This window comes from Sphingomonas sp. G5 (genome assembly GCF_052660795.1).
This window is the reverse complement of the sequence record NZ_CP109660.1, coordinates 3,074,497-3,089,040: the sequence shown is the minus strand read 5'-3', so window position 1 is coordinate 3,089,040 and position 14,544 is coordinate 3,074,497. Positions and strand designations below refer to the sequence as shown.

The following is a 14,544-nucleotide window of genomic DNA, read 5'->3' as shown; positions in this document are numbered from 1 at the left end:
TTCCCCATGCTGTTCTCCCTCGGTCGCCGCGTCAGCCGGCATCGCCTGTTCGTCCTCCTCGTGTGGGCAGTGCTGGTCGTCGGCGGTGGTGCCCTCGCCGGCGACGCCTTCGACCGCACGGTCTCGGTCGCCGACGCTCCCGCCGGGAGCGAGTCACTGCGCGCGAGCGACCGCCTCGATGCCCTCGACCCCGAGGGCGAGATCGTCACCGCCGTCCTCCGCGGGGAGGACTTCTTCTCCCCGACGCTGCGCGACAGCGCGACCGCGGCGATGTCGTCCATCCGCTCCCTGCCCGGGGTCGCCGAGGTCACCGACGCCTACACGGCCGGCGGGGCGATCGGCGACGACGGACGCTCGTCGCTGGTCGTCGTCGAACTGGCCGTCGGCCTCAGCGGCGACGAGGCCGTCGCCACGGCATCCGCCGTCTCCGACCTGCTGCACGGGATCGACGCTCCCGAGGTACTCGTCGGTGGCCCTCTGCTGGCCGAAGAGGCCTTCGTCGACCGCGCCACCGCCGACGCCGCCCTCGGTGAGGGCGCCGCGATCCTCGTCCTCGTCGTGCTGCTCACCCTCGCGCTCGGGTCGCTGCGCATCGCGATGATCCCCGTGGTCGCCGCCCTCGCGGCGATCGCCCCGACGCTGGCGGTCCTGGGCCTGCTCACCCGCGTCGTCGACGTCAACGAGTTCGCGGTCAACGTCGTCACGATCCTGGGGCTCGGCCTCGCGGTCGACTACAGCCTCCTGGTGGTGCTGCGCCTCCGCGAGGAACGCACCGCCGACCCCGCCGTCCCCCTCGACGAGCTGATCGCCCGCACCGTCGCCGGCGCCGGTCGCGCGGTGCTCGTGTCGGGTCTCGCCGTGACGGTGGCCCTCGTCGGCATCCTGGCGCTCGGCGACCCGCTGTTGTCGGGCATGGCGCTCGGCGGAGCCGTGGTCGTCGTCATCTCGACCCTCGCGGGCCTCACCCTCGTTCCCGCCACGCTCTCGCTCCTGCACCGCGCCCTCCCCTCCGCCGAAGCGCGCAGCTGGGCTCGCCCCTGGGCCGGTCGCGCCGCGCGCGAGGGCGTGCTCGCTCGTTCCACGCGCTTCGCGCAACGGCGCCCGGGCGTCGCCGCCGTCGCCGCCGCGGCTCTGCTGATGCTGTTCGCCGCTCCCGTGGCATCCCTCGCCCTCGACGACTCCGACATCCGTTCTCTCCCCGCGGCCGCGGAGGAGCGCCGGGCGTACGAGGCGACGACGACCGGCTTCACCGGGATCGGGATCGAGCCCGTCACGGTCGTCCTCGATGGAACGATCCGGGATGCCGCGGTCACCGGCGTCCTCGATCGGATCGCCGCCCTGCCCGAGGTCGCCGACGCCGACGTGGTCCAGGGCCTGCCGCCCGAGGTCACCGCGGTCGCCTTCACGCCCACCGGCGACAGTGCGACGGGGCCGGCGGCGCAGAGCCTCGTGCACGCGGTGCGCGGTCTGGACTCCCCGGTGCCGCTCGAGGTCACGGGTCCCGCCGCTTCGCTCATCGACACGCGCGACCACCTGGCCTCGCGCCTGCCGTGGGCGCTCTTCATCGTCGCCGCGGCCAGCTTCGCGCTGCTGTTCGCCCTCACCCGCTCCGTCGTCGTGCCGGCGAAAGCGCTCGTGCTCGCCGGCCTCACCGTGGCCTCGACCCTGGGCGTGCTGACCGCCGTCTTCGGGTGGGGCTGGGGCGCGCCCCTGCTCGGGTTCGAGCCGACGGGCACGCTCGATGTCACCACGCCGCTGCTCATCGGACTCCTCGCCTTCGGCCTGACCATGGACTACGAGGTGTTCCTGCTCGCCCGCATCACCGAACGCTGGCGCGCGCGCGACCTCTTCGCCGACCCTCGGTCCGCGAACGCCGAGGCCGTGCGCCACGGCATCGCCCGCACGGGTCCGGTGGTGACGCTGGCCGCCGTGGCCATCTGCATCGTCTTCCTCGGCTTCGCGTTCGGCGAGCTCGTGGCGATGAAAGAGATCGGGGTGGGGATGGTCGTGGCCGTGATCCTCGACGTCACGGTCGTGCGCGGGCTCCTTCTTCCCGCTCTGATGACGCTCCTCGGCCGCGCGAACTGGTGGCCGGGCGTGCGCTCGGGCCCCCTCGTGATGCCCGAGGGGCTCCCGAGCCTCGAGACCTCCTCCCGCTGACGCCTCGGCGCCGAGCGGCACCGTCTCGCGCTCCGCGCCGCTTCGGGCCGCCGCGCGTGCCGCCGCACCGCCGTAGGCTGGAGCCATGCACGGCGAGTACAAGGTCCCCGGGGGAAAACTGGTCGTCGTCGACCTCGAAGAGCGCGAGGGCCGCATCCACGGCTTCCACCTCGCGGGCGACTTCTTCCTCGAGCCCGACGACGCCCTCGACGACATCGACGCGGCCGTCAACGGTCTTCCGGTCGAGTCCGACGTCCCCACGATCGCCGCGGCGATCCGCGCGGCCCTTCCCGAGGGGGCGCAGCTTCTCGGCTTCACGCCCGAGTCGGTGGCGACCGCGATCCGCCGCGCGCTGGTGACCGCTCCCGGCTGGGCCGATTTCGAGTGGGAGGTCGTGCACGACGAGCCCGTCTCGCCCCGCATGAACCTCGCCCTCGACGAGGTGCTCACCACCCGCGTGGGCGCGGGGCTGCGCAAGCCCACGCTGCGCCTGTGGGAGTGGGACGAGAGCGCCGTCGTCATCGGCTCATTCCAGTCGCTGCGCAACGAGGTCGACCCGGCGGGCGCCGAGAAGCACGGCTTCGACATCGTCCGCCGTATCTCGGGCGGTGGCGCGATGATGATGGCGGCCAACTCGATCGTGACCTACTCGCTGTACGTCCCGGCATCCCTCGTCGCCGGTATGACCTTCGCCGACTCGTACGCGTTCCTCGACGACTGGGTGCTCCAGGCGCTGCGCTCGCTCGGCATCGACGCGGTGTACCAGCCGCTCAACGACATCGCGGGTCCCCACGGCAAGATCGGCGGCGCCGCCCAGAAGCGCCTCGCCAACGGCGGGGTGCTGCACCACGCGACCCTCAGCTACGACATGGACGGCCAGGTGCTCACCGAGGTGCTGCGCATCGGCCGCGAGAAGCTCAGCGATAAGGGCACCGTTTCGGCCGCCAAGCGCGTCGACCCGCTGCGCAGCCAGACCGGTCTTCCCCGGGCCGAGGTCATCGAGCGCTTCATCCAGACCTTCACCACGCTGTACGGGGCGACCCCGGGGCACATCAGCGACGAGGAGTACGCCGAGGCCCAGGCGCTCGTCGACTCGAAGTTCGCCACCGACGCGTGGCTGCAGCGCGTCCCGTGAGCGCCGAGATCCCCGCCGACGCGCCCGCTCCGGGCGGCGTCGAGATCCACCACGCCGACAACCTCAGCGTCACCCCGAACTATCCCGACGGGTCGTTCGCGCTCGTCTACCTCGATCCGCCCTTCAACACCGGGCGCACGCGTTCGAAGGCCGTCGAATCGGCGACGCGCCGAGCCTCGGTGGAGGAGGCTCCGGATGCCGCCCCGCCCGAGGCCGCGGCATCCCTCGACGATCCGAACATGCTCGAGTTCCCCGAAGAAGAGCCGCCCCCGCCCCCGGTGGTCCAGCGCGGCTTCCACGGGCGCGAGTACGCGCGCCTGCGCGGCGATCTGCGTACCTACGACGACCGTTTCGACGACTACTGGGGCTTTCTCGAGCCGCGGCTCGTCGAGGCGTGGCGCCTGCTCGCCGACGACGGCACCCTCTACCTGCACCTGGACTACCGCGAGGTCCACTACGCCAAGGTGATGTGCGATGCACTGTTCGGGCGCGACAAGTTCCTCAACGAGCTGATCTGGGCGTACGACTACGGCGCCAAGACGAAGCGTCGCTGGCCCACCAAGCACGAGACGATCCTGGTGTACGTCAAGAACCCCGCGAAGTACTTCTTCGACTCGGACGCCGTGGACCGCGAGCCGTACATGGCCCCGGGTCTCGTCACCGCCGAGAAGGCCGCGCGCGGCAAGATGCCCACCGACGTGTGGTGGCACACGATCGTGCCGACCACCGGTCGCGAGAAGACGGGGTACCCGACGCAGAAGCCCGAGGGCGTCCTGCGCCGCATGGTGCAGGCGTCCTCGCGCCCCGGCGATCGCGTCCTCGACATGTTCGCCGGCAGTGGCACGCTCGGCGCCGTCGCCGCCCCCCTGGGCCGGCACTCGGTGCTCATCGACGACAACGCCGATGCCGTGGCCGTGATGCGAGGGCGCCTGGAGCCGTTCGCCGGCTGAGCCGTCTTCGGCGTCGCTGTCGTCGGCCGCCCCGGCTGCCTCCGCGCGCATCGCGCCGCACCGGGGCGCGCGACGTGCACCGGGGCGTCCGGTGAGCGCCCCGGTGCACGTTCCGCGCCCCGGTGCCGCACCGCGTCAGGGCGCGCGCCGCGCATCGTGCCCCACCCCGGGCGGGTTCCGCACGAACGGCCCGCGATGCCGGCGCCCCCGCCTAGGGTGAGCCCATGGACTTCGGCATCTTCGTTCCGCAGGGCTGGCGCTTCGACCTCGTGGGGATCGACCCCGCGGAGCACTGGCGGGTGATGAACTCCCTCGCCCAGAGCGCCGACGACGGTCCGTGGGCCTCGCTGTGGGTGTACGACCACTTCCACACCACGCCGGTTCCCAGCACGGAGGCCACCCACGAGGCGTGGACGCTCATGGCTGCCTTCGCCGCCGCGACCGACCGCGTCCGCCTCGGCCAGATGTGCACGTGCATGGGCTACCGCAACCCCGCGTACCTCGCCAAGGTCGCGGCCACGGTCGACGCGATCTCGGGCGGCCGCGCCGAAATGGGCATCGGCGGCGGCTGGTACGAGCACGAGTGGAAGGCCTACGGCTACGGCTTCCCGCCCATCGCGGAGCGTCTCGGGCGACTGCGCGAGGGAGTCGAGATCATGCACCAGGCCTGGACCACCGGCGAGGCGACCCTGTCGGGGAAGTACTACGAGGTCGACGGCGCGATCGTGCAGCCGAAGCCCCTTCAGCCCGGCGGCATCCCGCTCTGGATCGCCGGCGGCGGCGAGAAGGTCACGCTCAAGATCGCGGCGAAGTACGCCTCGTACACGAACTTCGGCGGCTCGCTCGAGGAGTTCGACCACAAGTCCGAGGTGCTGCGCGGGCACTGCGAGACCCTCGGTCGCGACGCGTCGGAGATCACCCGCTCGACGAACTTCAACACGATCGTCGCCGAGACCGAGTCCGAGGCGTCCGACCGCCTGGCCGCGGTCGTCGCGCGCCTGCGCCCGCACGTGGGCGACGAGCGGGCGGATGCCATCGAGGCCGATTACCGCTCGTCCGACGCTTTCGGCACGCCCGAGCAGATCGTCGAGCGCTTGCGCGAGCGCGCGGATCACGGCCTCGGCTACGCGATCCACTACTTCCCCGAGGCTGCCTACGACACCTCCGGCATCTCGCTCTTCGAGCGCGAGGTCATTCCGCACCTCTGACCCTCCGGCGTCCCGCGCGGCCCCGGCGGGCCGATCGAATGCGGGTCGGCGCACCGGAATCGGGCTGCCGCAGCGTGCCCGGATCCACGGGCGTGCGGCATCACGGATGCAGGCCGACGCACCGGAATCGGATCACCGCACCGAAATCGGATCCACGGGCGTGTGGCATCCGATTCTGCTGCGTTTATCCGATTCCCGTGCGCCCCGCGCGCCCGCGCGCGGACCGCGCAGACCAGCGCCCCGCGGAGCGTTCAGACCAGCGGCGCGACCTCGGCGTAGGCGTCGGTCTCCACGGCGGGGGTGGATGCCGGGGCATCGAACACTCGCGCGCGCCGTGCCGTGGCATCCCAGGTCGGCCACCCCGGGTCTCGGTCTCGCGCGAACGATACGGCTGCGCCGTGCATCTGCGCGGCCAGGTCGGCCGGAGGGGTGCCCGCGATCGTGGCGACCCCGTCGGCGTCGAGGTGGTCGAACCAGAACGGCACGTCGAGGCAGTGGCACGCGACGCCGATGGACGGCACGGGCGACGCCCAGGCGAAGCGATACAGCCAGGTCGGAGCCGCGCCCCGCACCCGGGCCGTCTTCAGCACGGTCGAGCGGATGACGCGGTCGGTGAAGAACCCGCCCAGCACGGCTACCGCTCCGCGCCGGCGGATGCTGTCGAGGTAGGCCCGTCGTCGCGTGCGCCGAAGGCCGAGCACCGCCAGGGCGAGCGGCACGGGGACGACGCGAAGGACCCCGGCGAAACGGGCGGTGAGAGCCGTGAACTCGTCGTCGGTCGATCCGATCACGAGCGGGACGTCGGACGAGGCGCCGTCCGAAAGAGCGTCGAGCGGATGCCGCGGCAGCACGTCTCCGTCGACGACCGGTCCGAGCGGCAGACCGTCGTCGAGCAGGGTCGCGAGCGACGAGCGCGCACGGACCAGGTGCGGCGCGAGGGCGCTCCTCTGCGCCGCGACGATGCGCTCTTCGGGCACGGAGGCGAAGCCCGCGCGGTCGGCGCGGACGCCCGCACGGGCGGCGACACGAGCGGCGAACGCCCCCGCGGCCTGCCGCGAGACGGCACCGATCGCCGGCGAGACGGCCATCGCCGCGGAGAAGAGTCCGGATGCCATCGGGCTCGTCATCAGCGCGAGCACCGACCCGCCGCCCGCCGACTGCCCGGCCACGGTCACCCGGGCGGGGTCGCCACCGAACGCGCGGATCTCGTCGCGCACCCACTCGAGGGCGGCGATCTGGTCGCGCAGGCCCCGGTTGGCGGGGGCGCCGTCGATGAGGCCGAAGCCGTCGAATCCGATCCGGTACGAGATCACCACGGTGATGATCCCGTCCCGCGCGAACGCATCGCCGTCGTACCAGCGACTGGCGGGGGAGCCCGAGGTGAAGCCGCCGCCGTGGATCCACACGAGCACCGGGAGGTCGGCATCCGGGGCTGCATCCGCGGGAGCGAAGACGTTGACGTTCAGGGTCGCGTCTCCCGGCACGCTCGGCTCCGGGATGAGGGTGATGCCCGCGTCGCCCCGTTGCGCGGTCGGCCCGTAGGCCGTGGCGTCTCGCTCGCCTCCCCAGGGCTCGAGCGGGACCGGAGCGGCGAAGCGCAGCGCCCCGATGGGCGGCCGGGCGAACGGGATGCCGAGGAAGACGGCGGTGGCGCCGCGCCGAAACCCGCGGACGTCACCCTTCGACGTGTGCGCGAGCGGAGCGGCATCCATGCCCTCATCCTGCTCTCGCGAAGCGGCGATGTCCCGCCCGTGCGGCACGCGTCGCGCGAAGTCGCGGCCGGCGGCACCTCGACCCACGCATAAACGCGATCGGCGCGCAGAAACGCGAGCAGAGCGCGTTTATACGTGTGGATCGCGTTTATGCGTGGGAAGCAAGTGGGGTGGGCCCGTTGCGGGGCGGGCAGGGCGAGCCCGTCGCGGGTCGCGCGCGGTCGCCGACGTCGCGGCCGAAACCGCCGGAGGGTCAGACGTCGCGGCGCGCGCCCGCCGATGGGGTCACCGTGAAGATGTTCGGAGCGCGGAAGCCGGATGCCGCGAACGCGGCGCGAAGGGCTGCCGTCGCCGCCGGGACGAGTCCGGTGGGAATCAGGGCGATCGCCGCCCCGCCGAAGCCGCCGCCGGTCATGCGTGCCCCCAGGGCGCCGTTCGACAGCGCCGTGTCGACGGCCAGATCGAGCTCGGGGACCGAGATCTCGAAGTCGTCGCGCATCGAGGCGTGCGAGGCGACGAGCAGGTCGCCGATCGCGGACGGGCCGTCCGCGTCGAGGGCGGCGACCGTGTCGAGCACGCGCTGGTTCTCGGTGATCACGTGGCGCACGCGGCGGAAGGTGACGTCGTCGAGGATCTGCTCGGCGCGCGGGAGGTCGTCGACGGTGAGGTCGCGCAGCGACGAGACGCCGAAGGCTGCGGCTCCACGCTCGCATGCGTCGCGGCGTTCGCGGTATCCGCCGGTGGAATGCGCGTGCTCGACCAGCGTGTCGGTGACGAGGATCGACAGGCCGGCGTCGGCGAAGCCGAGGGGCACCGCACGCGTGTCGAGCGATCGGCAGTCGAGGAAGGTGGCCGCATCCGCGACGCCCAGCATCGAGGCCATCTGGTCCATGATCCCGGTCGGGGCGCCCACGGCGTCGTTCTCGGCGACGCGGCCGACGCGGGCGAGGGCGACCTTGTCGAGACCGGCGTTCCACACGTCGTTGAGGGCGGATGCCACGGCCCCCTCGATCGCGGCCGACGACGACAGTCCCGCGCCCACCGGCACATCCGAGGCCAGAGCGATGTCGACGCCCCGGGTCTCGGCATCCGGAGCCGCCTGACGCAACGCCCACGCGACACCCAGGGGGTAGCCCGCCCAGTCGAGGCCGCCGGCGGCGATCGCCGCGTCGAGCCCGGCGAGCGAGACCTCCACGGCGTCGGGGGAGAAGGTCGAGCGCACACGGATCACGTCGTCGTCGCGCAGGGCGACGGCGGCCGCGGTGCGCTGGGCGATCGCGAAGGGGAAGACGAAGCCCTCGTTGTAGTCGGTGTGCTCGCCGATGAGGTTGGCGCGACCGGGGGCCGACCACACCCCCACGATCGGGGCATCCGTCAGCGAGGTGAGCAGGGCGCGGGCGTCGTCGACGGCGGTCATGCCGTCACCTCCGGAACGGTGTCGATGGCGGCGCGCAGGCGTTCGGCCTGCGACTCGGGGGTCACGTCGCCGATCCAGGCGCCCATGGCGGCCTCGGATCCGGCGAGGTACTTCAGCTTGTCGGCGGCGCGACGCGGAGACGTGATCTGCAGGTTGAGGCGCACGGCCTCGCGTCCGCGGCCGACCGGCGCCTGGTGCCAGGCGGCGATGTAGGGGGTGGGGGTGTCGTACAGGGCGTCGATCCCCCGCAGGAGGCGCAGGTAGAACGGGGCGAGCTCGTCGCGCTCGGCGTCGGTCGTCTCAGCGAGGTCGGCGACGTGATGGTGCGGCAGCACGTGCACCTCGATGGGCCAGCGGGCGGCGAAGGGCACGTACGCCGTCCAGTGCTCTCCGCGCAGCACGACGCGTTCGCCGGCCTGCTCGAAGGCGAGGATGCGGGCGAACAGGTCGTCGGAGGTGCGCGAGATCGTGTCGAGCAGGCGGTGGGTGCGCGGGGTCACGTACGGGTAGGCGTAGATCTGCCCGTGCGGGTGGGGGAGGGTGACCCCGATCTCCTGTCCGCGGTTCTCGAAGGGGAACACCTGACGGATGCCGGGCAGAACCGACAGAGCCGCGGTCCGGTCGGCCCACGCTTCGATGACGGTGCGGGCGCGCGTCCGCGAGAGCGAGCCGAACGATCCCTCGTGCTGGGGACTGAAGCACACGACCTCGCAACGGCCCACCGAGGTGCGGGTGCGGCCGAGGCCCAGGTGTTCGAGGTCGTCGTCGCTGCGGGGCGGGTCGACGGCCGCGGGGGCAGCGCCGACCGCGGCGTCGAGGGCGGGCCCGAACGAGGGCGACTTGTTCTCGAAGACGGCGACGTCGTAGAGCGAGGGGATCTCGGACGGGTTGCTCGGGGTCTGCGGCGAGAGCGGGTCGAGGTGCGCGGGCGGCAGGAACGCGCGGTTCTGCCGATTGGATGCCACGGTGATCCAGTCGCCGGTCAGCACGTCCTGCCGCATGGTGGCGGTGGCGGGGCGGGGGTCGAGGGTGCGGGCGTCGACCGAGCGGTCGGCGCCGAGCGTCGTGCCGGGGTCGTCGAAGTACATCAGCTCGCGGCCGTCGGCCAGGCGCGTCGAGCGTTTGACGACGCCGGCGCCCAGCGGCTGGGCGGTGGGACTGTCCGTGTTCACGATAACACGCTACATCTGGCGCGTGATATCGTCAACATGGAGGGGGCGTGATGCGCGTATCCATGGCCGATGTGGCCGCTGAGGCCGGGGTCTCGGCGCAGACGGTGTCGCGCGTGGCGAACGGCAGCCCCCGCGTCGATCCCGCCACCCGAGCCCGGGTCGAGAGGGCCATGGCCGATCTCGGCTACCGCATGCACCGGGCCGCGCGTGCTCTGCGCACGGGGCAGACCTCCACCATCGGACTCGTCGTGTCGACCCTCGCCTCGGTCGGAAACTCCCGCATGCTGCAGGCCATCTCCGAGGCCGCCGCCGCTCGCGACTACGCCCTGGCCGTGGTCACGGTCGGAGAACGCGGCATCCACGAGGCTTTCGCCCGACTCCGCTCCCAGGGCGTCGACGGTGCCGTCGTGCTGAACGAAGCGACCGAGCTCGCGCGCGACGCCGAACCCCCCGCCGACCTGCATCTCGTCGTCGTGGACTCTCCGCCCGACGAACGCTTCTCGATCGTGCAGACCGACCACGCCGGGGGAGCCCGCGCCGCGACCGCGCACCTGCTCTCGCTCGGCCACGCGACCGTTCATCACGTCGCCGGCCCCGCCCGCTCCTTCGCCGCGGCCGAGCGCGAGCGCGGCTGGCGCGACGCCCTCGCCGGCGCCGGCGCCGCGATCGTCGAACCCGTTCGGGGCGACTGGACCTCGGCATCCGGTCATCGTGCGGCCGCGGGGCTCGACGCCGCCACCGCCGTCTTCGTCGCCAACGACCAGATGGCGCTCGGCGTTCTGCGGGCTTTCGCCGACGGGGGTCGGGGCATCCCCTCCGACGTCGCCGTTGTGGGCTTCGACGACATCGTGGATGCCGCGGAGTTCCGGCCTCCGTTGAGCACTGTGCGCCAGGACTTCGACGCCCTCGGCGGCCGCGCGGTGGCCGCTCTGGTCGCCGCGATCGAGGGGGGAGCCCCCGTCGTCGAGACGGTGCCCGCGGCCCTCGTGGTGCGTGCGAGCAGCGGGAGCAGGTGACGAACCAGAGGTGGTACACCCCATTCTCTCGGTGGCACACTGACCACATGCCGACCACCCGACCGCGCACGCAAGTGACGCACACGCGAGCGGTCGAACAGGCCCTGGAGATCGCGCGCTCTCGATGGCCCGACGAGTCGCCCAGCGCCTTGCTCATGCACCTGGTCGTGCGGGGTGGGCAGGCGATCCAAGATGAGCAGTCGCAGCGTGCGATCGATCGTTGCGCCGCCGTGGACGCGGCGGTCCAGCGGCTGGCGGGGATCTATCCCGACGGGTATCTCCACGAGCTCCGCGGGGACTGGCCCGAGTGGTCGTTCTCGATGCCGGAGTCGTCATCGCCCTGTTCAGCTCCGACGATGCCCACCACGACCGGGCCAAGGCTCTCTTCGTCCGACAGGCGGGGCCCTTCCTCCTGCATTCGCTGACCGTCGCGGAGACCCTCGTCGTCGCCGCACGTGTCGAGCGCGAGGGGGAGTTGTGGGACGCCCTGCGCAGCCTCGGGGGAGAGGTGGCGGCGATGGGGCCCGATGAGCCCCTGCTGCTGGCGCGATTGCGTGCCACGCACGCCCTGGAAATGCCCGACACGTGCGTTCTCGCGGTGGCGGTGCACCTGCGCGTCCCCATCGCCACCTTCGATAGGCGACTGGCCGCCGTGGCCGACGAGATGTCGCTCTTGTTCTCTGTCGACTGACCCGGCGCAGATCCCCCCCCGTCTTGCTCGGGGCGCCTGGCCCTCCGTCCGTTGCGGGGCGAGGACGCACTCCCGAATGTCGCGGAGCCCGTGATCGTGACGCCGTGCGGCGCTGCCGTCGGTCACCCCAGGGCGAGGCTCGCGGTGGTGCGGACGGTGCGAAGCGGCGAGGCCGCCACCCACACGACGGTGAGCGCCACCCCGACGCACCCCACCGCGATCCCGGCCCGCGTGCCCAGGGTCTCGCCCGCGAGACCGCCGAGGCCCGCGCCGATCGCGACGACGCCGTACGAGATCCACCGCACGGTCGCGTTGACCCGTCCAAGCAGGTGGTCGGGCGTCCGCAGCTGCCGCAGGGTCAGAGCCACCACGCTCGAGAGTGAGGTGCCCGCGCCGTTGACGGCGAAGACGCCCACGAGCGCGGCGACGATCACGGGCGTCGACCACGCGGCATCCACGAACGGGATGACGCCGAGAACGAGGCTCTCGGCTCCGGCGCAGGCGATGAGCACCGGTCCGACGCCGAAGCGCCGCACGCTCGCGGGGGCGGCCGCGGCTCCGACCACGGCTCCCACCGCGCCGAGGCTGAAGACGAGGCCGAGATGCCCCGCCGTCAGGCCGAGCTCGCGCACGGCGTGCACGAGCAGCAGCACGGTGATCCACTGCGCGAAAAGGTTGTAGATCGCCGAGAATCCCACGAGCGAGACCAGGTAGCGATCGTGCCGCACGAACCCCAGTCCCTCGCGCAGCTCGGCGAGGGCGCCGCGGCGCTGAGGCAGAGGATCGGACTCGGAGGAGCGGATGCCGAGGAGCGCGACGGCCGAGACGGCGTAGGTGACGGCTTGCGAGAGGAGGGCCCACGGGGCCGTCAGGGTCTGCACGAGCCAGCCGCCCAGGCCCGGTCCTCCCACCTTTGCGGCGGAGGCGGTGGCCTGCAATCGCCCGTTGGCTCGTTCGAGGTCGTCTCGCGCGGCGACCGTGGGCAGGAACGACTGGTACGCCACCTCGAACGCGACGGTGAGGGCCCCGATGACGAAGATGAGCCCCAGCAGCACCGGGAGGGTCAGTGATCCCGCCACGGCCACGGCGACGAGAACGACGATGAGGGCTGCGCGCGCGATGTCGGCCGCGACGAGGACGGGCCGGCGCCGCCGCCGATCCACCAGGACCCCGAGGGGGAGCGCGAGTAGAAGGAACGGCAGCCAGCGGGCGACTCCCACGAGTCCGGCCTCCGCCGCCGTCGCGTGCAGGATCACCACGGCCAGCAGCGGCACGGCCAGGTCGCCGACCTGGCTGCCCACGGCCGAGGTCGTCTGCGCCAGCCAGAACCGGTGGAAGTCGCCGCCCAATCGCGTTCTAACGTGTGTTTCCATCTTCACCCGTTAAACATGTCGGCCCCTTCGGTAACGCGTCAAGACCTCTTCACGCATTAGGATGTCCGGTATGGGTGCGACGACGTTTCCCCGGGTCGGGGGCCACCCGGCCTTCGATCTCGTCGACACGGTGCACTGGCGTCTCGACGACACCCGCGCGATCGACACCCTGCCCGACGTCGAGGCGGTGCTCGACTGGTGCGCCGAGATCGACGTGATCGCCGACCCCGACGCCCTCCGCGCTCTCGCCTCCGCCGCGCCCGCAACGGCGACCGCGGAACACGCGGCGATCACCGCGCTCCGCGAGGCCGTCTACGAGGCCGTTTTCGAGGAGTCACCGGATGCCGTGGCCCTCATCGCCCGTGAGCACATCGACGCGCTGAGCCGTTCGAGCCTGCAACGGGCCGGTGATCGGTGGCGCTGGCATCCGCCCGCCGATCTGACCGGTCCGCGCGCGGCGATCGCCCTTCTCGCTCACGACCTGCTGACCTCGGACCTGCGCGCGGCGCGGCAGTGCGGCGACGACGCGTGCGGCTGGGTGTACCTCGACACCTCCCCCCGGCACAACCGCATCTGGTGCACCGCCGCCGGCTGCGGCAACCGCAACCGCGTCAAGCGCCACCACGCGAGATCGCGCGTCTGAGGCGAGACCGCCGTCAGGCCACGTCACCCCACGGCATCGGCCGTTCGGGATCGCGAGAACTGTCGTCGGGCAGGGGCGGAAGAGCCTCGCCGCCCGCGCGGATGCAGAGCCACCGCAGCTCGCCCTCCCCGTCCGGGGTCGCGCGCCAGGTGCGCCAGACGTTCTGCCCGACCCGCACGACGCTGCCGGGACCGACGTCGATCACGTCGTCGTCGAGGCCCATCTGGCCGCGCCCCTCGAGGAAGACGTACAGTTCCTCGACCCGGGTGTGCGTGTGCCAATAGCCGGCCTCTTCTCCGGGCAGCAGGGCGTTCGCCGTCATCCCGATGAACTGCATGGTCAGCTCGTGGTCGACGACGCGCCGCCCGTCGCGGGAGCGCGCCGGGGCGAACCCCCCGAAGTGGTCGCGCCAGTCGTCCAGCCCGCCGATCTCGGTGACCTCGTAGTCGCTCATCGGTTCTCGCTCTCGTTCGCGGGTTCGGTCAGCTGCCAGCCCTCGGCGGTGCGCCGGTAGATCGTGCGCAGGTGCCGGCGGTCGGGGGAGCCGTGCCAGAACTCGACCCGGTCGGGGACGAGTCGCCAGAGCACCCACCCGCCCGGCTCGATCCCGTCGCGGGCGGCGGCGGACCGGGCGGCGAGGTCGGCCGCGCTCTCTTCGGCCGAGGCTTCGACCACTCGCCCGCGCACGCGCACGGCTCGCAGGACCGCCGGCCACCAGAAGTTCAGCGCCGCGGCGGGTCGGGCCGCGAGTTGCTCACCCTTGGCGGAGGCGCGCGGACCTGCGAAGGCCCACCCCTCCGGCCCCAGGTCCTTGAGGATCAGCGTGCGGGCGTCCGGGATTCCGTCGGCGTCGACCGTCGCGAGGGTGGCGCCGTGTGCTTCGACGACGCCGGCGTCGACGGCCTGGCGCAGCCACCGCTCGAACAGCGCCTCGGGTGCGTCGGGGAGCGGCTCGGCATCCCGGTCGGGGGGAGTCCCCGTCAGCGAGGGGAGCGACCGGAGCCAGGGAGCCATCGTCATGCCCCCATCCTGCTCCTCCCGGGCACGCGCCTCGCCCGTGTGAGGCG

13 protein-coding genes are annotated in these 14,544 nt (G+C 72.5%); 7 read left to right on the top strand and 6 right to left on the bottom strand.

What is annotated here, in order from left to right; genetic code table 11:
• Positions 1–6 precede the first annotated feature (6 nt).
• The 4 genes from NE358_RS14735 to NE358_RS14720 all read left to right on the top strand — a co-directional run bounded on the left by NE358_RS14735 (position 7) and on the right by NE358_RS14720 (position 5,453).
• A complete protein-coding gene (locus NE358_RS14735; protein ID WP_289939683.1) occupies positions 7–2,160 on the top strand; it encodes an MMPL family transporter in 2,154 nt (717 codons plus the stop codon).
• Positions 2,161–2,245: 85 nt separating this feature from the next.
• On the top strand, positions 2,246–3,295 hold the full coding sequence (gene lplAB / locus NE358_RS14730) for a lipoate-protein ligase LplAB (RefSeq protein ID WP_103208378.1): 1,050 nt from the start codon (positions 2,246–2,248) through the stop codon (positions 3,293–3,295).
• On the top strand, positions 3,274–4,245 hold the full coding sequence (locus NE358_RS14725; RefSeq protein WP_258027919.1) for a DNA-methyltransferase: 972 nt from the start codon (positions 3,274–3,276) through the stop codon (positions 4,243–4,245). Before lplAB ends, NE358_RS14725 begins: the two co-directional genes overlap by 22 nt.
• A gap of 224 nt (positions 4,246–4,469) precedes the next feature.
• Positions 4,470–5,453 (top strand): LLM class F420-dependent oxidoreductase, encoded by a 984-nt coding sequence (locus NE358_RS14720; RefSeq protein WP_289939678.1) that lies wholly within the window; start codon positions 4,470–4,472, stop codon positions 5,451–5,453.
• Positions 5,454–5,704: 251 nt separating this feature from the next.
• Here NE358_RS14720 and NE358_RS14715 read toward each other — a convergent pair whose 3' ends face one another.
• The 3 genes from NE358_RS14715 to galT all read right to left on the bottom strand — a co-directional run bounded on the left by NE358_RS14715 (position 5,705) and on the right by galT (position 9,754).
• Positions 5,705–7,165, bottom strand: coding sequence for a carboxylesterase/lipase family protein (locus NE358_RS14715; RefSeq protein ID WP_289939676.1), 1,461 nt, complete (start codon positions 7,163–7,165; stop codon positions 5,705–5,707).
• 253 nt (positions 7,166–7,418) lie between these two features.
• Positions 7,419–8,582, bottom strand: coding sequence for a galactokinase (galK, locus tag NE358_RS14710; RefSeq protein WP_103208384.1), 1,164 nt, complete (start codon positions 8,580–8,582; stop codon positions 7,419–7,421).
• Positions 8,579–9,754: a galactose-1-phosphate uridylyltransferase gene (gene galT / locus NE358_RS14705; protein ID WP_499318006.1), complete on the bottom strand. Its 1,176-nt coding sequence runs from the start codon at positions 9,752–9,754 to the stop codon at positions 8,579–8,581. Before galT ends, galK begins: the two co-directional genes overlap by 4 nt.
• 50 nt (positions 9,755–9,804) lie before the next feature.
• Between galT and NE358_RS14700 the strand changes: the two genes are divergently transcribed.
• Together NE358_RS14700 and NE358_RS14695 are read left to right on the top strand one after the other, a co-directional pair.
• Positions 9,805–10,770, top strand: coding sequence for a LacI family DNA-binding transcriptional regulator (locus NE358_RS14700; RefSeq protein WP_116239406.1), 966 nt, complete (start codon positions 9,805–9,807; stop codon positions 10,768–10,770).
• 307 nt (positions 10,771–11,077) lie between these two features.
• Positions 11,078–11,461 carry a type II toxin-antitoxin system VapC family toxin gene (locus tag NE358_RS14695; protein WP_289939669.1) on the top strand — a complete coding sequence of 128 codons (384 nt, stop codon included), beginning with the start codon at positions 11,078–11,080 and terminating at the stop codon, positions 11,459–11,461.
• A 122-nt stretch (positions 11,462–11,583) separates the two neighbouring features.
• Here NE358_RS14695 and NE358_RS14690 read toward each other — a convergent pair whose 3' ends face one another.
• Positions 11,584–12,834, bottom strand: a complete 1,251-nt coding sequence (locus tag NE358_RS14690) for an MFS transporter (protein WP_289939667.1) — start codon at positions 12,832–12,834, stop codon at positions 11,584–11,586.
• Between the two features lie 70 nt (positions 12,835–12,904).
• Here NE358_RS14690 and NE358_RS14685 point away from each other — a divergent pair, with 70 nt between their 5' ends.
• A complete protein-coding gene (locus tag NE358_RS14685) occupies positions 12,905–13,477 on the top strand; it encodes a CGNR zinc finger domain-containing protein (RefSeq protein ID WP_289939666.1) in 573 nt (190 codons plus the stop codon).
• Between the two features lie 13 nt (positions 13,478–13,490).
• On the opposite strand, the gene NE358_RS14680 is transcribed toward NE358_RS14685, so the two are convergent.
• Both NE358_RS14680 and NE358_RS14675 read right to left on the bottom strand, forming a co-directional pair.
• Complete coding sequence (locus tag NE358_RS14680; RefSeq protein ID WP_103208398.1) at positions 13,491–13,931, bottom strand: cupin domain-containing protein; 441 nt, start codon at positions 13,929–13,931, stop codon at positions 13,491–13,493.
• The gene (locus NE358_RS14675; protein ID WP_141378092.1) at positions 13,928–14,497 is read right to left on the bottom strand and encodes a pyridoxamine 5'-phosphate oxidase family protein; all 570 of its coding nucleotides are present in this window, start codon (positions 14,495–14,497) and stop codon (positions 13,928–13,930) included. The genes NE358_RS14680 and NE358_RS14675 overlap by 4 nt, the downstream gene beginning before the upstream one ends.
• Between the last annotated feature and the right edge of the window lie 47 nt (positions 14,498–14,544).